The 18,480-nt window shown below is 60.8% G+C and carries 18 protein-coding genes; 4 read left to right on the top strand and 14 right to left on the bottom strand.

Annotation, left to right across the window (positions count from 1 at the left end; translation table 11 throughout):
• The first annotated feature begins 61 nt into the window (after nucleotides 1–61).
• Nucleotides 62–1,009 (top strand): S66 peptidase family protein, encoded by a 948-nt coding sequence (locus AC3WWR_RS19305; protein ID WP_033044786.1) that lies wholly within the window; start codon nucleotides 62–64, stop codon nucleotides 1,007–1,009.
• 110 nt (nucleotides 1,010–1,119) lie between these two features.
• Here AC3WWR_RS19305 and AC3WWR_RS19300 read toward each other — a convergent pair whose 3' ends face one another.
• From AC3WWR_RS19300 to leuS, 5 genes are all read right to left on the bottom strand, one after another.
• The gene (locus tag AC3WWR_RS19300; RefSeq protein WP_033044787.1) at nucleotides 1,120–2,442 is read right to left on the bottom strand and encodes a lytic murein transglycosylase; all 1,323 of its coding nucleotides are present in this window, start codon (nucleotides 2,440–2,442) and stop codon (nucleotides 1,120–1,122) included.
• Between the two features lie 62 nt (nucleotides 2,443–2,504).
• Nucleotides 2,505–2,669: an alternative ribosome rescue factor ArfA gene (gene arfA, locus AC3WWR_RS19295; RefSeq protein ID WP_020798749.1), complete on the bottom strand. Its 165-nt coding sequence runs from the start codon at nucleotides 2,667–2,669 to the stop codon at nucleotides 2,505–2,507.
• A gap of 152 nt (nucleotides 2,670–2,821) precedes the next feature.
• On the bottom strand, nucleotides 2,822–3,859 hold the full coding sequence (gene holA / locus AC3WWR_RS19290; protein WP_033044788.1) for a DNA polymerase III subunit delta: 1,038 nt from the start codon (nucleotides 3,857–3,859) through the stop codon (nucleotides 2,822–2,824).
• Nucleotides 3,860–3,898: 39 nt separating this feature from the next.
• Complete coding sequence (locus AC3WWR_RS19285) at nucleotides 3,899–4,504, bottom strand: LPS-assembly lipoprotein LptE (RefSeq protein ID WP_020798747.1); 606 nt, start codon at nucleotides 4,502–4,504, stop codon at nucleotides 3,899–3,901.
• An 88-nt stretch (nucleotides 4,505–4,592) separates the two neighbouring features.
• The gene (gene leuS, locus AC3WWR_RS19280) at nucleotides 4,593–7,199 is read right to left on the bottom strand and encodes a leucine--tRNA ligase (RefSeq protein WP_020798746.1); all 2,607 of its coding nucleotides are present in this window, start codon (nucleotides 7,197–7,199) and stop codon (nucleotides 4,593–4,595) included.
• 282 nt (nucleotides 7,200–7,481) lie between these two features.
• On the opposite strand from leuS, the gene AC3WWR_RS19275 reads away from it, so the two are divergent.
• Both AC3WWR_RS19275 and AC3WWR_RS19270 read left to right on the top strand, forming a co-directional pair.
• Entirely contained in the window at nucleotides 7,482–7,802 is a 321-nt protein-coding gene (locus AC3WWR_RS19275; RefSeq protein WP_020798745.1) for a hypothetical protein, read from the top strand.
• Nucleotides 7,803–7,907: 105 nt separating this feature from the next.
• Complete coding sequence (locus AC3WWR_RS19270) at nucleotides 7,908–8,669, top strand: YdcF family protein (protein ID WP_020798744.1); 762 nt, start codon at nucleotides 7,908–7,910, stop codon at nucleotides 8,667–8,669.
• Nucleotides 8,670–8,768: 99 nt separating this feature from the next.
• On the opposite strand, the gene lnt is transcribed toward AC3WWR_RS19270, so the two are convergent.
• From lnt to miaB, 5 genes are all read right to left on the bottom strand, one after another.
• Nucleotides 8,769–10,292, bottom strand: coding sequence for an apolipoprotein N-acyltransferase (gene lnt, locus AC3WWR_RS19265; protein WP_033044580.1), 1,524 nt, complete (start codon nucleotides 10,290–10,292; stop codon nucleotides 8,769–8,771).
• A 16-nt stretch (nucleotides 10,293–10,308) separates the two neighbouring features.
• Nucleotides 10,309–11,148, bottom strand: a complete 840-nt coding sequence (locus AC3WWR_RS19260) for a CorC family transporter (protein WP_020798742.1) — start codon at nucleotides 11,146–11,148, stop codon at nucleotides 10,309–10,311.
• A gap of 5 nt (nucleotides 11,149–11,153) precedes the next feature.
• A complete protein-coding gene (gene ybeY, locus AC3WWR_RS19255) occupies nucleotides 11,154–11,648 on the bottom strand; it encodes an rRNA maturation RNase YbeY (protein ID WP_020798741.1) in 495 nt (164 codons plus the stop codon).
• Nucleotides 11,641–12,645, bottom strand: coding sequence for a PhoH family protein (locus AC3WWR_RS19250; RefSeq protein WP_020798740.1), 1,005 nt, complete (start codon nucleotides 12,643–12,645; stop codon nucleotides 11,641–11,643). The genes ybeY and AC3WWR_RS19250 overlap by 8 nt, the downstream gene beginning before the upstream one ends.
• 183 nt (nucleotides 12,646–12,828) lie before the next feature.
• Nucleotides 12,829–14,154, bottom strand: a complete 1,326-nt coding sequence (gene miaB / locus AC3WWR_RS19245; protein WP_020798739.1) for a tRNA (N6-isopentenyl adenosine(37)-C2)-methylthiotransferase MiaB — start codon at nucleotides 14,152–14,154, stop codon at nucleotides 12,829–12,831.
• A gap of 135 nt (nucleotides 14,155–14,289) precedes the next feature.
• Between miaB and AC3WWR_RS19240 the strand changes: the two genes are divergently transcribed.
• On the top strand, nucleotides 14,290–14,619 hold the full coding sequence (locus tag AC3WWR_RS19240; RefSeq protein WP_008066015.1) for a DUF1820 family protein: 330 nt from the start codon (nucleotides 14,290–14,292) through the stop codon (nucleotides 14,617–14,619).
• A gap of 104 nt (nucleotides 14,620–14,723) precedes the next feature.
• Here the strand turns inward: AC3WWR_RS19240 and AC3WWR_RS19235 are convergent, their stop codons facing one another.
• The 4 genes from AC3WWR_RS19235 to AC3WWR_RS19220 all read right to left on the bottom strand — a co-directional run bounded on the left by AC3WWR_RS19235 (nucleotide 14,724) and on the right by AC3WWR_RS19220 (nucleotide 18,247).
• The gene (locus AC3WWR_RS19235; protein ID WP_020798737.1) at nucleotides 14,724–15,278 is read right to left on the bottom strand and encodes a tetratricopeptide repeat protein; all 555 of its coding nucleotides are present in this window, start codon (nucleotides 15,276–15,278) and stop codon (nucleotides 14,724–14,726) included.
• A 218-nt stretch (nucleotides 15,279–15,496) separates the two neighbouring features.
• Nucleotides 15,497–16,780 (bottom strand): glutamate-1-semialdehyde 2,1-aminomutase, encoded by a 1,284-nt coding sequence (gene hemL, locus AC3WWR_RS19230; protein WP_020798736.1) that lies wholly within the window; start codon nucleotides 16,778–16,780, stop codon nucleotides 15,497–15,499.
• Between the two features lie 15 nt (nucleotides 16,781–16,795).
• Nucleotides 16,796–17,419, bottom strand: coding sequence for a thiamine phosphate synthase (gene thiE, locus AC3WWR_RS19225; protein WP_020798735.1), 624 nt, complete (start codon nucleotides 17,417–17,419; stop codon nucleotides 16,796–16,798).
• Between the two features lie 30 nt (nucleotides 17,420–17,449).
• Complete coding sequence (locus tag AC3WWR_RS19220) at nucleotides 17,450–18,247, bottom strand: hydroxymethylpyrimidine/phosphomethylpyrimidine kinase (protein WP_008052407.1); 798 nt, start codon at nucleotides 18,245–18,247, stop codon at nucleotides 17,450–17,452.
• Nucleotides 18,248–18,480: the final 233 nt, after the last annotated feature.

Raw genomic sequence — 18,480 nt, 5'->3', positions numbered from 1 at the left:
TCTGTTTGTCTACGTTCCTGACTAATGTGTGTTTGATGTTTTCACGCAGGGAGATCCATGGATGAACGCAAGACCTGACCCGACGCTGCTTCCTCACACGCCTGTACCGGCTTTGCCGATGAAAGGCCTGATCGCTGTTATCGCGCCTGCAGGTCCGGCCGCGCTGGACACTAAAAAAGCCATCGCCTGGATGCGTGCTCGTGGGTATTCGCTGCGGATATTTCCCGGAGTGTTCGAAAAGGACGGCTATCTTGCCGGAAGCGACGAAGTGCGACTCAATGACCTGCACGCCGCGTTCACTGACCCTGAGGTCGATGCCATCATTTGCCTGCGCGGTGGCTACGGTACGCCGCGGTTGCTTGATCGCATCGATTTCCCGCTGCTACGCCAAAACGCCAAGCCATTCATCGGTTACAGCGATATTACCGCGCTGCACCTGGCAATCAGCCGTTATGCGGGTTTCGTAACCTTCCATGGCCCGCTGCTCAATGCCGATCTGCTGGGTGAGCGGCTACCACCGACCGAGTCCTCCTTCTTCAACATGCTCAGGGGCCAGTACAGGGCCGGCATGGTGCTTGCCCATCCGGTTGGCCGGCCCTTGACGACGATCGTGCCGGGTGTCGCCCATGGGCGCCTTCTGGGCGGCAACCTGTCGATGATTGCTGCAACCATGGGCACGCCTTACGAGATCGATGCAGCAGGTGTCATCCTGTTTATCGAAGACATCAACGAGCCGCTGTACCGCATCGACCGGCTGCTGACCCATCTACGCCTCGCGGGCGTGCTGCACAAGCTGCGTGGGGTTCTGGTAGGTGATATAGCGGGGGTAGAGGCCCAGGCCCTGGACCGATTGCTCAGGCAGACCCTGGAACCCTTGTGCATCCCGGTACTGGCCGGGTGGCGCAGCGGGCACTGCAATCCGAACCTGACTCTGCCGATGGGCGCTTTGGTGAAGCTGGATGCGGGGAGCCAGCAACTGTTTCTGGAGCAGAATGTCGTAAGGCGGTAGGTAGGAGCGAGCATGCTCGCGATGGTCGTGAACGATAATGCGGGAAATCTGACACCCCGCGGTGTTCTCGGGTTCATCGCGAGCATGCTCGCTCCTACAGCGATAAAGCTTTAGCGGTTACGCAACCCTTCCAGCAATTTGTGCGTCGGATACCCGTCTGCCGGCCAGCCAAATGACTGCTGGGCGCTACGGATCGCCTTGCGGGTGTTGGCACCAATGATCCCGTCGGCAGTGCCCGCATCGTAGTTCTGCGCACTCAGCAGGTTTTGCAGTTCGATCCGTTCGGTGCGGCTCAGGGGTAGATCATCCTTGGGCCACGTGCCGCTGATCAGCCCTGCGCCATTGAATCGCTCGGACAGCAGGCTCACCGCCAGGGCGTAGGACGACGAGTTGTTGTACTTGAGAATCGCGCGGAAGTTGTCGAGCACCAGGAAGGCCGGGCCGCGGTAGCCTGCTGGCAACAACAGCGCCGCGGACAATTGCTCGGAGCCTGCCGGGAACTGGCCGCCGTTTGGCAGCACTACGCCCATTTGCCGCCATTCGGCAACGCTCTTGCGAATCGAACCATCGGCGAGAACGTAGTTGAAGTTGCCCGGCAACTGCACTTCGAAGCCCCACGGCTGGCCTTTTTGCCAGCCGGAGCTTTGCAGGTAGTGGGCGGTCGACGCCAAGGCGTCGGTGGCGCTGCCCCAGATATCGCGGCGACCGTCGCCATCAAAGTCCACGGCGTGAGTGTTGTAGGTGGTCGGGATGAACTGGGTCTGGCCCATGGCGCCCGCCCAGGAACCCAGCATTTTGTCGGGTTCGATATCGCCTTGCTGGAGGATTTGCAGGGCGGCGATCAATTGTGCGTGAGCGAAGCCTGGGCGGCGGCCTTCGTAGGCCAGGGTTGCCAGGGAGTTGATCACCGACTTGCTGCCCTGGAACTGGCCGAAGTTGCTTTCCATGCCCCACACCGCGACCAGCGCCTGGCGGTCGACGCCGTAGCGTTGTTCGATGCTTTGCAGGATGCCAGCGTACTGGTCGACCAATGCCTGGCCTTTGCGAACGCGCAGCGGCGACAGGGCGCCATCGAGGTATTCCCACACCGGTTTTGCGAATTCCGGTTGGCTGCGGTCGGCACGGATCACGGCCGGGTCGAAGCTGACATTGGCGAAGGCGCGGTCGAACAGGCCGGCACTGATACCGGCGGCCAGGGCGTCCTTGCGAAAACCCGCCTGCCATTCGGCAAAGGTCTGGGTTGGCTGGATGTCGAGGTTTTCACCGCTCGGAACCACGGGCGCGGTGACTGCCGGAGCGGTGGCGACAGGGAGGGTCTGAATTGGCTGGGCGTCGGCGGCGGTGGGTTTTTCCGCGCAGGCGACTAGCAAAATGAGGCTGGAGGCAGCAATCAATTGGCGAAACTGCCAACGACGGGAAAGACAAAGGGGCATGCACGGGTCCAGGGCAAACGAATCAGGTACAGACCTTAACATGTTGAGCGAATGCTTGCCTTTCAGGCCGCCAGAAAGTAAGAAGCCTCCCAGTTGTCAGACTGGAAGGCTTCGCGGCGGTAGCTGCCTTTGCCTTTGCCGGCGCGTTCCTGGCGGCTGCGGAACAAGGGCTGGGCGACGATGGATTTGGCCTTGTTGGGGCCATGTTTAGATGGCTTTCTGCTCATGATGGGCTCTCGCAAGTGGAGTGGTTTTTGCGGGGCAAATCATCGGCCGAATTTGGGGTTCTGTCTAGTCCCTACAATATGTAGGACCTTTCGGACGCCTTCCCTGTAGGAGCGAGCATGCTCGCTCCTACAGGGAACGAAGGCGCCAAGCCTTATTCTGCGGGCAACGACAGTTTCTGCCCAGCCATCAACAGCGTCAGGCGACTCAAGCTCATCCACGGCGAACCCGCCGCCTGGCCCTTGATCTGTGCGTCGATGCGCTGGGCTTCGAGCAACAATTGCGCCCAGCGTTGTGCCGAATAACGTTGCAGGGCTTTGCTCATCAGCGGTTTACGCTTGTCCCACACCGGCGGCCTGGCCTGGCTGAAGGCCTTGTCCAGTGGGGTACCCTGGCTGTATTGCAACGAAATATTGGCCAGCAGGCGTAGTTCCCGGGCCAGGGCCCACAGAATCACCGGGGGCTCGACACCTTCACCGCGAAGTCCTTCAAGCATGCGCAGCGCATGGGCGGCTTCGCCATTGAGAATGGCGTCGGTCAAGCCGAAAACATCGAAGCGCGCACTGTCGGCCACCGCGGCCTGTACGGTTTCGATGGTGACCTGGCCGCCTTCGGCCATCAGCTTGAGTTTTTCGATTTCCTGGGCGGCGGCCAGCAAGTTGCCCTCCACCCGTGCGGCGATCAGCTCGACGGCGTCCTGGCTGGCGGATAGCCCGGCCTGGGACAAACGTTGCCGGATCCAGCTGGGCAACTGGTTGGCATCCACCGGCCAGATCTGGACGAACTGGGTCTGCTGGCCTTCGACCAGCGCCTTGCCCCATTTGGTTTTCTGCGCACTGCCATCGAGCTTCGGCAGGCTGATCAACAGCACCGTGTCTTCGGCCGGGCGCGAGCAGTATTCAATGAGTGCAGCGGCACCTTTGTCGCCGGGTTTTCCGGAAGGCAGGCGCAATTCCAGCAGGCGTTTTTCGGCGAACAGCGACATGCTGGCGCCGGCTTGCAGCAAGGTACCCCAGTCGAAACTGGCGTCGGCGGCGAACACCTGGCGTTCGTCGAAGCCTTGTTGGCGAGCCGCCGCGCGGATGGCGTCGGCGGCTTCCTGGCACAGCAAGGGGTCGTCGCCACTGATGATGTAAACCGGCGCGAGGGCGCCTTGCAGGTGTTTGGCGAGTTGGGCGGGAGCGAGCTTCATAAGAGAGGGCAAACGGGGCGCCACAGCGCCCCGTAAGTCTTACTGCCGAGGCAGGTCGATGGGCGACTGACGCGGCGTGTTCGCCTCAGCCTTCTGAGCCGCTTCCAGTGCCGCGGCTTCCGCCTTGGCCTTGGCTTCGGCAGTCTGCTGCAACTGGTCCAGCTGGGCCGGGGTAAATTGCTGCAGGCGCAACATCATGCGTTGAACCAGCTCGCGACGCATTTCCTTGCGAGCGTCGGCGGCTTCCTGGTCGGAACCTACCAGGTTGTTGCCGTCATGGATGAACACCTTCTGCACTTCGAGCTTGTCGTTGAGCAGGGGCAGGTTGCCCTGGCCGCGAATGTCATAGCTGAGCACCGTGCTCAGTTGATATTCGCCCGTACGACCGGCGCCAGCGTAGCTGAGGATGCGCTGGGATTCCTGCTGGTCGGTCAGGATGAGTTTGTAAGGGGCGCCGTTGTAGACCTTGACGCCGCTGCTCACCAGCATCTGGCGCAGTTGCGTCACGGTATCGCCGTAGGCGTCGCGGGCGCTCAGGTCAAGTTCCTTGAGTGCCAGGTCGGTGGTGCCGGTGCCGCGCAGCTGGAAGCCGCAGGCGCTCAACAGGACCGCGAGCCCTATCACCAGCAAGTTGCGTTTGATCATTGTGTTGCTCCCCTTGAAACCATGTGGGCCAATCGAGCGGCCCGTAAGGTTTTGTGCGGCGCCCGGCACGGCCAGGCGCCTGATCCAATTAGCTGGCGACGATGTTGACCAGTTTTCCGGGCACCACGATCACTTTGCGAATGGTCAGACCATCGACGAAACGCAGCACGTTTTCGTTGGCCCGTGCGGCGGCTTCGACTTCTTCGCGAGTGGCGCTGGCCGGCATTTCGATCTGGCCGCGCAGCTTGCCGTTCACCTGGATAACCAGCGTCAGGCTGTCTTGCACCAGCGCGCTCTCGTCCAGCACGGGCCAGCCGGCATCGATCACCGGATCGGCGTGACCCAGGCGATGCCACAGCTCGTGGCAGATGTGCGGCGTGATCGGTGCCAGCAGCAGGGTCACGGTTTCCAGGCCTTCCTGAACCAGCGCGCGATCCTGCTCGGTGCCTTGTGCGGCTTTTTCCAGCACGTTCATCAGCGTCATCACCTGGGCGATGGCGGTGTTGAACTTATGGTTCTGGCCGACGTCGTGGCTGGCCTGCTTGATCGCCTGGTGGATCGAACGACGAATGGCTTTTTGCTCGTCGTTGAGGCCGGCAACGTCCAGCTGGCCCGGCAGGCCCTGGGTGACGTGCGCTTGGGCCAGGCGCCAGACGCGCTTGAGGAAGCGGTGTGAACCTTCTACCCCGGAATCGGACCATTCCGCGCTCATGTCAGGCGGCGAGGCGAACATCATGAACAGGCGGCAGGTGTCGGCGCCGAACTGGTCGATCATCGACTGTGGGTCAACACCGTTGTTCTTCGACTTGGCCATCTTCTCGGTGCCACCGATTTCCACCGGCAGGCCGTCGGCGATCAGCTTGGCGCTGATGACTTTGGCCTTGCTGTCGCGCTCGAGCTCGACGTCCGCCGGGTTGAACCAGGTGTAGGCGCCGTTGGCTTCACGACGGTAGTAGGTCTCGGCGATCACCATGCCCTGGGTCAGCAGGTTCTTGAACGGCTCGTTGGAACTGACCAGGCCTTCGTCGCGCATCAGTTTGTGGAAGAAGCGCGCGTAAAGCAGGTGCAGGATCGCGTGTTCGATGCCGCCGATGTACTGATCCACCGGCAACCAGTGGTCGGCTGCGGATTTTTCTACCAGGCCACCCTCGAAGTGCGGCGAGGCGTAGCGGGCGTAGTACCACGAGGACTCGACGAAGGTGTCCATGGTGTCGGTTTCACGCTTGGCAGGCTGGCCGCATTTCGGGCAGCTGCACTCGTAGAACTCGGGCATGCGCGCCAGTGGCGAACCGGCGCCATCGGGAACGACGTCTTCCGGCAGTACGACGGGCAATTGATCTTCCGGCACCGGCACGTCACCGCAAGTAGTGCAGTGGATGATCGGGATCGGGCAGCCCCAGTAACGCTGACGGCTGATGCCCCAGTCGCGCAGGCGGAACTGGGTGCGCGAAGCGCCGAGTTCTTTCTTGATCAGTGCGACTTCGATGGCGTCGAAGGCGCCGACGAAGTCGAGGCCGTCGAACTCGCCGGAGTTGATCAGCGTGCCGTGCTCGCCGTAGGCGTCTTGCCACGGGGCAGGGTTGGTGTCGCCTGCACTTGTACGAACCACGGATTTGACCGGCAGGTTGTACTTGTGGGCGAACTCGAAATCGCGTTCGTCGTGCGCCGGAACCGCCATGACTGCGCCGTCGCCGTAATGCATCAGCACATAGTTGGCGACCCATACTGGCAGTTTTTCGCCGGTCAACGGGTGCTCGACGAACAGGCCGGTTGGCAGGCCTTTTTTCTCTTGGGTCGCAACGTCGGCTTCAGCGACGCTGCCGCCCTTGCATTCAGCAATGAACGCTTGCAGCTCGGGGTTGTTTTGCGCGGCCAGGGTGGCCAGGTGGTGCTCGGCGGCCACGGCAACGTAGGTCGCACCCATGAGGGTGTCCGGACGCGTAGTGAAGACTTTCAGGGTGCCGGCTTCGCCGATGGAGTCGACGTTGTACGGGAACTGCACTTCCATGCCGCGGGATTTGCCGATCCAGTTGCGCTGCATGGTCTTGACCTGCTCAGGCCAGCCAGTCAGTTCGTCGAGGCTCTCCAGCAGCTCATCCGCGTAGGCGGTGATCTTGAAGTAGTACATCGGGATTTCGCGCTTTTCGATCAGCGCGCCGGAACGCCAGCCGCGGCCGTCGATCACTTGCTCGTTGGCCAGGACGGTCTGGTCGACCGGGTCCCAGTTAACGGTGCCGCTTTTTTTGTAGATCACGCCTTTTTCGAACAGGCGAGTGAACAGCCATTGTTCCCAGCGGTAGTAATCGGGCTTGCAGGTGGTCACTTCGCGCGACCAGTCCACCGCCAGGCCCAGGCTGCGCAACTGGCTTTTCATGTAGGCGATGTTTTCGTAGGTCCACTTGGCGGGCGCTACGTTGTTCTTCATCGCGGCGTTTTCCGCCGGCATGCCAAAGGCGTCCCAACCCATGGGTTGCAGGACGTTCTTGCCTTGCATGCGCTGGTAGCGGGAGATCACGTCGCCGATGGTGTAGTTGCGCACGTGCCCCATGTGTAGCTTGCCGCTGGGGTAAGGGAACATCGACAGGCAGTAGTAAGTCTCCTTGCCTGGCTGTTCACTGACTTCAAAGGACTTTTGCTCATCCCAGAATGACTGGGCGGCGGCTTCGATTTCACGGGGCTGATATTGTTCGTGCATGGCTACTTTTGAACTGAATAGGGGTGGCCTAATCCTCTTCAATGCGACGCTGGACGGTGAACACGCCAATTTGGCGTTTTTCGTTGCCCAGAGGAGCTGGAAGTGGAGTTACAGGAAGCGCCGTAGCATACATGACCGCACTCTATCGAGGGAAACCCTGATTACTGCCGCGCGTCTCGTGAAAACCGCTGCGAGGGCCGTTGGTCGCGGCGTCCAGCCGGTTTGTCGATGGAAGCTAAGCTCTAACTGGGGAGTAGTTCTTATCTTCCAATGAGGTGAGGGATGGTTGAGTCACGGCAAAAAGTTACAAAACCGGAGCTGTACGAAAGACTGATTGACCGTCTTGGAATGGCCCTGGATGCGGCGAAAACCGCTGGCCGGTTGCGTGATGAGCGTCCACTGGAGCTGGAGTTGCGTGGCCTGAGCCCCGCAGAGTTTGCATTGGTCAAGGCGTACCTCGATCGCAGTGAGCGTGAGACACACGGATGCTTGTCTGAGGCAGTGAAGCAACTCGACGCACCACGCACAGCCAAAATTATCTGGCTCAAGGACAAAGTAGCTGGCAGAGACGCGGTAAAGGTCCGGTCCCTGCAGTGCAAATAAGGCATAGAGCCATGCTCCACGGTATTTTGAAGCATAGTCCTTGCGTATTTATTGTCGCATTGCGTCAACCCACTTAGGCTTCGGGCATCTTTAAGGAGATGCCCGATGCCTTTTCGCTATTTCGTCAAACACCTTCTGATGCCGCCCGGCGTTCTTATCCTGTTGCTGGTGCTCGCCTGGTGGTGGCGCCGCTCAAGACCGCGACTTGCCGCTGGGTGCTTCGCCCTGGGCGTGGGTGGTTTCTGGTTGATGAGCCTGCCAGTCATGGTGCAGTGGGGCGCCGGGCTTCTTGAGCGTGAGGCACCCTTGGCACGCGACGAATGGGCAACGTTGGCCCAGCGCGCCGATGCGATCGTAGTGCTGGGCGCCGGGCGGGAGCGGGGCGACCTGGCGTGGGGCAGTGATCAACCCACCGGGGTGGCACTTGAGCGAGAGCGCTATGCCGCTCGCTTGGCAAAGGCTTCGGGCTTGCCGATCCTGACCAGTGGCGGATTGCACTATGGCACGCCGCCCACCGAGGCCAAGCTGATGGCGGACTCATTGCACGATGATTTTGGCGTGGCGGTGCGTTGGCAGGAAGGGCGAAGTCGCACCACCTGGGAGAATGCTACGTTCAGCGCCGAGGTCTTGTTGCCTGAAGGCATCAAGCGCGTGGTGGTGGTTACCCAGGCCTGGCACATGCCGCGAGCGGTCTGGAGTTTTCAGAAGGCCGGGTTTGAAGTGGTGCCGGCGCCAGTGGGATTCTTGAGCGTGGACAACGCCGAGCCCCTGGGCGGATGGATGCCGGAGTTCAAGGCGATCTGGCGCAGTGGGCAGTTGTTGAATGAGGCTGCGGGGCAGGTCGGGTATTGGTTGTTCTACCGCTGAAGATCAAAGGATCGCAGCCTTCGGCAGCTCCTACATTTGGAATGCAATCCCCTGTAGGAGCTGCCGCAGGCTGCGATCTTTTGCAGGCGCCACAAATATTCAGACGGTCTTGGCCATCCGGCTGGCAATCAACGCCCAGCCAAACAACAGCACACACACAATGATCAGCGGCCATGAACGCCATTGCAGGTACGGTGTGAGGTTGTGCATGGGCACCACTTCGCCGTACAGGATGCCGCGTTCGAACTGCGGGATCTGCGTGGTGATCTGGCCGAACGGGTTGATCAGGCCGGTCACGCCATTGTTAGTGGCGCGGATCATCCAGCGGCCGGCCTCGAGCGCGCGCATTTGCGCCATCTGCAAGTGCTGCAGCGGGCCGATGGACGTGCCGAACCAGGTATCGTTGCTGATGGTCAGCAGCAGGTCGCTTTGCGCGGCAAGGCCGGCGGCGAACTCTGGATACACCACCTCGTAGCAGATAAACGGCGCAATCTGGTACCCCTTGGCCTGCAGCATGGCCTGGTCGGAAGGGCCGCGGGCAAAGTCCGACATGGGCAGGTCGAAGAACGCGATCAGGCCACGCAGCACATCCTGCAAAGGCACGTACTCGCCAAACGGCACCAGCTTCTGCTTGAGGTAGGTGCCATCGCCTTCGCCGACCACGGTAATGCCGTTGTAAAAGCGTTTTTCGTGATGGACCATTTCGCGGATCGGCACGCCGGTGATCATGGCCGAATCCCGTTCGGCGGCGAATTTGCCCATCATGTCCAGGTAGCCATGGGCAGACTCCTTGAGCACCGGGATTGCGGTTTCCGGCCAGATCAGCAAGTCGACCCGTTTCGAGCTGAAGCTCATGTCGCGGTACAGTTCCAATTGCGCGTTGAGCTGCGCCGGGTCCCACTTCATGCTCTGTTCGATGTTGCCCTGAAGCGCCGCGACACTCAGTGGCGCGCCTGATGGGCTGGTCCAGGCGTATTGCTTGAGCGCCATGCCGGCCACCCATGGGCCAGCGAGCAGCGCAATGCCCACGGCGATGAAACCTTTGCGTCCGGTGCGCACCAGGCGCATGGCGTTGTAGATCAAGGCGGCCGTCAGGGCCAAGGTAAAGGATATCAGCCACATCCCGCCGACAGGCGCGAGGCCGGACAGCGGGCCGTCAAGCTGGCTGTAGCCGGAGTAGAGCCATGGGAATCCGGTCAGGAACCAGCCTCGAAATGCTTCCTGGCCGACCCACAGCGCCGCAAATGCCAAGCTGTCCGCCAGCGGTGCTTCGTTGCGTCGCAGCCAGCGCGCCCAAATCCAGGCAGGCAGGGCGAAGAACCAGGCAATCGCCGCGGTGAAGATCAACATCAGGAAGCCGGCCAGCAGCACCGATGCACCACCGAAGTGATGAATGCTGTAATAGATCCAACTGGTACCGGCGCCAAACAGGCCGAAGCCGAAACACCATCCACGGCCCAAGGCCTGCCGGGGATTCAGTTCACGCAAGCCGGCATAGAAAAGCCCGACCGCCAGCAGTGCCAGTGGCCAGATATCGAACGGCGCCAGGGCCAGGGTGGTGATTGCGCCGGCCGCCACGGCCAGCAGGTTACCGGGCCAGCCGGGGCGGGTTGTCCAGCGCATTTCAATCCTTAGGTTTTTACCGGGCGATAGGTGTCAGTCGCAGCAAATGAATCCGCCGACTGTCGGCGTTCAGGATGCGAAAGCGATAGGCGCCGATTTCGGTGATTTCGTTGCGTTTTGGCAGGTGCCCGAACGCGCTCATCACCAGGCCACCCACGGTGTCGAACTCATCGTCGGAAAATTCGCTGTCGAAGAACTCATTGAAGTTCTCGATCGGCGTCAGGGCCTTGATCAGGAAGTCGCCGCTGGGCAGTGGCTTGATGTAGCTGTCTTCTTCGACGTCGTGTTCGTCTTCGATGTCGCCGACGATCTGTTCCAACACGTCTTCGATGGTCACCAGGCCTGCCACGCCGCCGTATTCGTCAATGACGATGGCCATGTGGTTGTGGTTGGCGCGGAACTCACGCAACAACACGTTCAGGCGTTTGGATTCCGGCACGAAGGTAGCCGGGCGCAGCAGGTCCTTGATGTTGAAGCTGTCGCCGTTCTCCCTGAGGATCAACGGCAGCAAGTCCTTGGCCAGCAGCACGCCCATCACGTCATCGTGGCTTTCGCCGATCACCGGGTAGCGGGAGTGGGCCGAATCGACCACGGCAGGCAGGAACTCGCGGGGTGTCTGGGTCGCCTTGATGCTGATCATCTGTGAGCGCGGGACCATGATGTCCCGTACTTGCAGGTCGGCAACCTGGATAGCGCCTTCGACGATGGCCAGCGCTTCGCTGTCCAGCAGTTTGTTCTGATGTGCATCGCGCAGCAGCTCCAGCAGCTCCTGGCGGTTCTTCGGCTCGTGGGCAAAAGCCTGGGTGAGCTTGCCCAGCCAAGACTTCTGCCCGTTGCTCGATCGATCTTCGCTCATAGCGATTACTCTGAATCCTTTGTTGTTTCGGTAGGGGATAAATCGGTTTCGTCGTCCGCGTACGGATCGCGATAGCCCAGTTCTGCAAGCAACGTTCGTTCCAGTGCTTCCATCTCTTCGGCTTCGTCGTCATCTATATGGTCGTAACCCAGCAGATGCAAGCAGCCGTGAATCACCAAGTGCGCCCAATGGGCCTTAAGCTCCTTGCCCTGCTCGACGGCTTCTCGCTCGACCACGGCCACGCAGATCACCAGGTCGCCCAGCAGCGGGATGTCGAGGAACTCGTCCGGCACATCGGCAGGAAACGACAGGACGTTGGTGGCGTAATCCTTTTGTCGCCAGGTGTTATTCAGTTCGCGGCCTTCGGCTTCGTCGACCAGGCGAATGGTCATCTCGGAGTCGGCGCTGCGCTGGCGCAAGGCCAGTTCGCACCATTGGCGGAACTCGGCTTCGCTGGGGGCGGGCGCTTGAGTCGCAATTTGCAGATCAAGCTCAAGCATCGCGTCGGCTGTCCTTTGGCGTTTCATCGATGGCACGATTTTCGAAACGCTCGTAGGCCTCGACAATGCGCTGCACCAGCGGGTGACGCACGACGTCCTTGGGCATGAAATGGGTAAAGCTGATACCCGGAACATCCTTAAGCACTTCGATCACGTGGTGCAGCCCGGACTTGGTGCCTTTAGGCAGGTCGACCTGGGTGATGTCACCGGTGATGACGGCGGTGGAGCCGAAACCGATCCGGGTCAGGAACATTTTCATCTGTTCGACCGTGGTGTTCTGGCTTTCGTCGAGGATGATGAAGCTGTTGTTCAGCGTACGGCCGCGCATGTACGCCAGTGGGGCCACTTCGATCACCTGGCGCTCGATCAGCTTGGCGACGTGTTCGAAACCGAGCATTTCGTAGAGCGCGTCATAAAGCGGGCGCAAATACGGGTCGATTTTCTGCGACAAGTCACCGGGCAGGAAGCCGAGCTTTTCACCGGCTTCGACCGCCGGGCGCACCAGCAGGATACGCCGGATCTGTTCACGCTCCAGGGCATCCACTGCGCAGGCGACGGCCAGGTAGGTCTTGCCGGTACCGGCCGGGCCGATGCCGAAGTTGATGTCGTTGCCAAGGATTTCCTTCACGTAGCGCACTTGATTCAAGCCGCGAGGGCGAATCATGCCTTTCTTGGTGCGCAGGGCGACGGAGGCATCGGCAGGCGAATGGTTGTCCAGCTCTTCGACGGCCGATTCCTGCAGGAACAGGTGAACCATGTCCGGCGACAACTCGGTACCCTTGGTTTCCCGGTACAGGCGGCGCAGCAGGTTTTCCGCGGAGGTGGTGTGCTTACGCTCGCCGATCAGTTCGAACTGGTTTCCGCGGTTGCGGATCTCGATAGTCAGGCGCTGTTCGATCAAGCGCAGGTGCTCGTCGAACTGCCCGCACAGATTGGCAAAGCGGCGGGCCTCGAAAGGCTCGAGGATGAAACGATGTGGTTCGATGGGTGCGTTCAAGGTCGTATTTAGCCGCCCTGGGGCAATTGGGATGATTCAAGGATAGCGCCAGTGGCGCGGGTGCGAAAGCTCTTAAATATCGCAACGCAAAACACCGCCCTGTAGGAGCTGGCTTGCTGGCGATAGGGGCGCCACGGTACATCAGGCGCACCGCGTTATCGTTCATCGCCAGCAAGCCGGCTCCTACATCAACGAGCCCCGCAGCGAGTGCGGCTGTGCGGCGTCGATGTGCACATCGGCAAACTGGCCGATCAGGGTCGGATTGTCGCAGCGGAAGTTGACGATACGGTTATTCTCGGTTCGCCCTTGCAGCTCGCCAGGGTCTTTCTTGGAGTAATCGGTTACAAGAATCCGCTGAGTCGTACCGACCATTTGTCGGCTGATTTCAAAGCCCTGCTGGTTCAGGCGATGTTGCAGGGCGTTCAAGCGCTCTTTTTTCAGCTCTTCCGGGGTTTCATCGACCAGGTCGGCGGCCGGAGTGCCCGGGCGCTGGCTGTAGACGAACGAATAGGAGAAGTCGAAACCGACGTCCTGAATCAGCTTCATGGTTTGTTCGAAGTCTTTCTCGGTTTCGCCGGGGAAACCAACGATGAAGTCCGAACTGATGCAGATGCCCGGCACGGCAGCGCGCAACTTGCGCAGTTTGGATTTGTATTCCAGCGCCGTGTGGTTGCGTTTCATCGCCGCGAGGATGCGGTCCGAACCCGATTGCACCGGCAGGTGCAGGTGTTTCACCAGCTCCGGTACTTCGGCGTGGGCCTGGATCAGGCTGTCGGAGAATTCCAGCGGGTGCGAGGTGGTGTAGCGGATGCGGTCGATGCCATCGACGGCGGCGACCACGCGGATCAGTTCGGCCAGATCTGCCAGGCGACCGTCGTGGGTCTTGCCGCGATAGCCGTTGACGTTCTGCCCCAGCAGCGTCACTTCGCGCACGCCGTGTTCGGCCAGGTGAATGATTTCGGCAATCACGTCGTCGAACGGGCGGCTCACTTCTTCACCGCGGGTGTAGGGCACCACGCAGAACGTGCAGTATTTGCTGCAACCCTCCATCACCGACACGTAGGCGCTCGGGCCGTCGATGCGTGGCTCGGGCAAGTGATCGAATTTTTCGATTTCGGGGAACGAGACGTCGACTTGCGGCAGCTTGGTGATGCGCGCGGCGTCGATCATTTCCGGCAGGCGGTGCAAGGTCTGCGGGCCGAATACCACGTCGACATAGGGCGCACGGTCGCGAATGGCGGCGCCTTCCTGGCTGGCCACGCAACCGCCGACGGCGATCACCATGTCCGGGTTGGCCAGCTTCAGCTCGCGCCAGCGGCCCAGTTGGGAATAGACACGGTCCTGGGCGCGCTCGCGGATCGAGCAGGTGTTGAGCAGGATCACGTCGGCGTCTTCAGCGCGCGCCGTGACTTCCAGGGCCTGGTGTTCGCCCAACAGATCGACCATGCGCGAGCTGTCGTACTCGTTCATCTGGCAACCGTGGGTTTCGATGTAAAGCTTCTTGGCCATGGATAGAGTCATCACGTGATTCAAAGAACCGCGCATTATAGGGAACATGCACTCAGGTTCCTACCGCTGCGCGTCCGGCGGCTATGCTATAGTTCGCGCCCTCATTTTTATCCCCCGATGTGTTGCTCGCCCACCATGACCAAACGTGAAGCTCCAATCTACAAGGTGATTTTCCTCAATCAGGGCCAGGTGTTCGAAATGTACGCCAAGCAGATCTATCAAAGCGATCTGTGGGGCTTCCTGGAAGTGGAAGAGTTCGTCTTTGGCGAGCGCACACAGGTAGTCGTAGACCCGAGCGAGGAGAAGCTCAAGGCCCAGTTCGAAGGGGTCGTGCGCAGTTTCGTGCCAATGCATTCGATCGTGCGCATCGACGAGGTCGAGCGCCTGGGTACACCGAAAATCAGCGAAGCCCGCGGCACGGTCGGCAATGTGATGCCGTTTCCGGTGCCGATGCCTGAGAAGTAGTCTTCAAGACCGAGTCGCCTCATTCGCGAGCAGGCTCGCTCCCACAATAGATCAACTGTGGGAGCGAGCCTGCTCGCGAAGGGGCCGTCAGATCAATACTGAAGTCAGGGAAGCGGCGCGAACGGCGTCCGCCCATCGGCACTCTGCAATTCCATCAGGTATTTACGGAAGATTTGCCCCAGCACCTGAGTGGCGACTTCCAGTTCCTGGCGCGGCATCTTCTCGGCGACTTCGTCGGCCGTGTCCAAGGCTTCTTCCGCACCGTTGACCGCCGCCATCTTCAGTACGATGTACGCCTGAATATTATTGGCCGGTACGCCCTCGCCGTGAAAGAACATGGTGCCGAGTTTGAATTGGGCCTGCGCATGGCCTTGCAGCGAGGCTTTTTCGAAGTAATTCAGGGCTTTATTGAGATCGCGTGGCGCGTTATTCCCATCGTAGTAGAACTCACCCAACTCGTATTGCGCTTGGGCATCCCCTTCATCCGACGCTTTCTGGCAGGCAGCCAGTGCCTGTTCCAGGTCTTGCGGCTGGGTATTGAGGGTGCAGCGACCCATCGCTGGGATTAACAACGAGTTACCGCCTGCTTGTGCGAGCGCGAGCAGGGGCTGAAGGAGCAACAGGCAGCCCAGTGAAAGGGCGCGGCCGGTGCGGTTCATGGGAATCGACTTACCTCTGAGGGGCGCGCGGACCCATCGAGGGGATCCAATAAGCGCGCATTATGAAATAAGCAGGGCCAACCTTACAAAGTCTTTACTCGTTTTTCTGCTGCGCGGGAAATATATCGCCCACTTAACAGGGATTATTAGCAGATGAGCAGGAAAAAGGGCAGGAGTGAAGGCTGACGCCGGCAATGGCCAGCGTCAGCGCTAAGGCGTTACTTCAGTGCAGCAAAGGCGCGCTCGGCGGCATCCAGGGTCAGTTTCAGCTCGGCTTCGCCGTGGGCGATCGAGGTGAAGCCGGCTTCGAAAGCGCTTGGCGCCAGGTATACGCCACCTTCGAGCATCAAGTGGAAGAAGCGGCCGAACAAGGCGGCATCGCTGGCCATCACGTCATCGAAGGTCACAATGTCGTCGGCACCGCTGAAGTACAGGCCGAACATGCCACCGGCCTGGGTGGTCACGAAGGGAATACCAGCCGCATCGGCACGCACTTGCAAACCGTCGAGCAGGCGGGTGGTGTAGTCGGTCAGTTCGTCGTGGAAGCCCGGACGGCTGATCAGGCGCAAGGTGGTCAGGCCCGCCGCCATCGCCAGCGGGTTACCCGACAATGTACCGGCCTGGTATACCGGCCCCAGCGGGGCGATACGCGACATGATTTCACGCTTGCCGCCAAAGCAACCGACCGGCATGCCGCCGCCAATGATTTTGCCGAAGGTGGTCAGGTCCGGTGTCACGCCGTAGTGAGCCTGGGCGCCGCCAAGGGCAACACGGAAACCGGTCATCACCTCGTCGAAAATCAACACCACGCCGTGCTTGTCGCACAGGGTCCGCAGGCCTTCGAGGAATCCTGGGGCCGGCGGCACGCAATTCATGTTGCCAGCGACCGGTTCGACGATGATGCACGCCACGTCCTGACCGACTTCGGCAAGCATGGCCTCGACGGCATCAATGTCGTTGAATGGCAGGGTCAGGGTGTGTTTGGCGAACGCCGCGGGTACACCCGCCGAGCTCGGTACGCCTTGGGTCAAGGCGCCGGAGCCGGCCTTGACCAGCAGGCTGTCGGAGTGGCCGTGGTAGCAGCCTTCGAACTTGATGATGCTGTCGCGACCGGTAAAGCCACGGGCCAGGCGGATCGCGCTCATGGTCGCTTCGGTGCCGGAGCTGACCATGCGCACCATTTCCATCGACGGCACCAGCGAGCAGACGAGATCCGCCATCTGGGTTTCCATCTCGGTCGGCGCGCCGTAGGACAAGCCGTGTTCAAGCTGCTTGCGCACGGCATCCAGGACTTGCGGGTGACTGTGGCCCAGGATCATCGGGCCCCAGGAACCGACGTAGTCCACATAGCGCTTGTCGTCTTCGTCGGTGACGTAGGCGCCTTCGGCATGCTTGAAGAACAACGGCGTGCCGCCAACGCTCTTGAATGCACGGACCGGCGAGTTCACGCCACCGGGGATGTGTTTCTGGGCATTGGCAAACAGGGTTTCGGAACGAGACATGATCGGGCTCTCAAATCAGATTTTCAGTAATTCGTTAAAGGCGCGGGCGCGGCGGGTCACTTCAGCCGTGCTCTCGGCGCCAAACAGGCCATGTACCACGGCGAGCAGATCGACCCCATGGGCCACTAGCGGGGCGGCGTTGTCGAGGGTGATGCCGCCGATCGCGCAGATCGGCAGATGCAGTTTGCTGCGGGCCTGGTCGAGCAGGTCGAGACTGCAGGTCGGGGCGCCGGGCTTGGTGTTGGAATTGAAGAAGCGGCCGAACGCGACATAACTGGCGCCTTCCCTGGCGGCTTGCTCGGCCAATTCAAGCTGCGCGTGGCAGGTCGAGCCGATGATCGCTTTGGAGCCGAGCAGGGCGCGGGTCGGCGACAGCGGGCCATCGGTCTGGCCCAGATGCACGCCCACGTTCAGGCGGGCCGCCAGCTCGGCGTCGTCGTTGATGATCAACTGGGTCTTGTAGCGTTCGCACAGGTCGCGCAAGGCTTCGGCTTCACGCAAACGACGGGCCTCATCGCTGCTCTTGTCGCGGTATTGCAGCAGGGTGACGCCACCTTCCAGCGCCGCCTCCACGTACGAAAGAAATTTACCGGCCAGCAACTGGCTGTCGGTAATGGCGTACAGGCCACGTAGTTTCATCAAGCAAGCCTCACCGCAGCTAATAGAGAGTTACGAACAGAAGTCCAGTGGCAGGCGGCGTGGCACGAATTGGCCTTTGCCCAACTGCTCCGCATCGCGCAGGGTGCGCCACGTGTAGTTAAGTGCAGTCTGTACGGCGCTGGCGAGGTTTTCACCTTGGGCCAGACGGCCGGCAAGCGCACTGGCCAAGGTGCAACCCGAGCCGTGATAGCTGCCCGGCAAACGTTGACAGGTGTAGGTTTCGCGCAAGCCGTCGCGGCTGTACAGGCGGTTGTGGATTTCGGTTTCGTCGCCATGGCCGCCGGTGATCAGCAGGTGTTTGACGAACGGCAGGAGTTTTTCAGCGCACTCATCCGCGGTGCCTTCAGGCAGTTCGGCGAGGATACGGGCTTCGGGAAGGTTGGGGGTGGCGATGATCGAGAGCGGCAGCAGGCGTTCGCGCATGGCGTAGCCGACTTCGTCCTTGCCCAGTCGACCTCCGCCACCGGCGCGCAGTACCGGGTCACAGACCACCGGCAAGTGCGGGTGCGCCGAAAGCAGTTCGACCACGGTGTCGACCATTTCCAGGGAGCCGAGCATGCCGAGCTTGACCGCCGCGACTTCGGAATCGTTGAGCACGGCATTGGCCTGGGCCAACACCCACTCACGGTCGAGCACGCGAAAGTCAGTGACATTGACGGTGTCTTGCACGGTCAGGGCGGTGACGGCCGGAGCCGCATGGCAACCCTGAGCGAGCAAGGCTTCGATATCTGCCTGCAAGCCGGCGCCACCACTTGGGTCGTGGCCGGAGAGACAGAGGACAACGGGGCGAGAGCTGTAGATATTCATGGTGCGCGAGCTTACCACCAAACATCTTTTTTCGAAGCCCGCCGCGCGACAGTCAAAAGATCGCAGCCTTCGGCAGCTCCTACAGGGTCTTCAGATCGACGCGAAAACCGTAGGAGCTGCCGAAGGCTGCGATCTTTTGATTTTGTGACCAAACCAAACGCTCTATCTCAATAATTTTCGCTGGAACTACCGTTCTAGAGCCTTTGTGTGAAAAATTTCGGTAGTGCTCATTA

This window comes from Pseudomonas sp. EB271-G4-1 (assembly GCF_058791355.1).
This window is presented reverse-complemented; position numbering and strand designations above follow the sequence as displayed.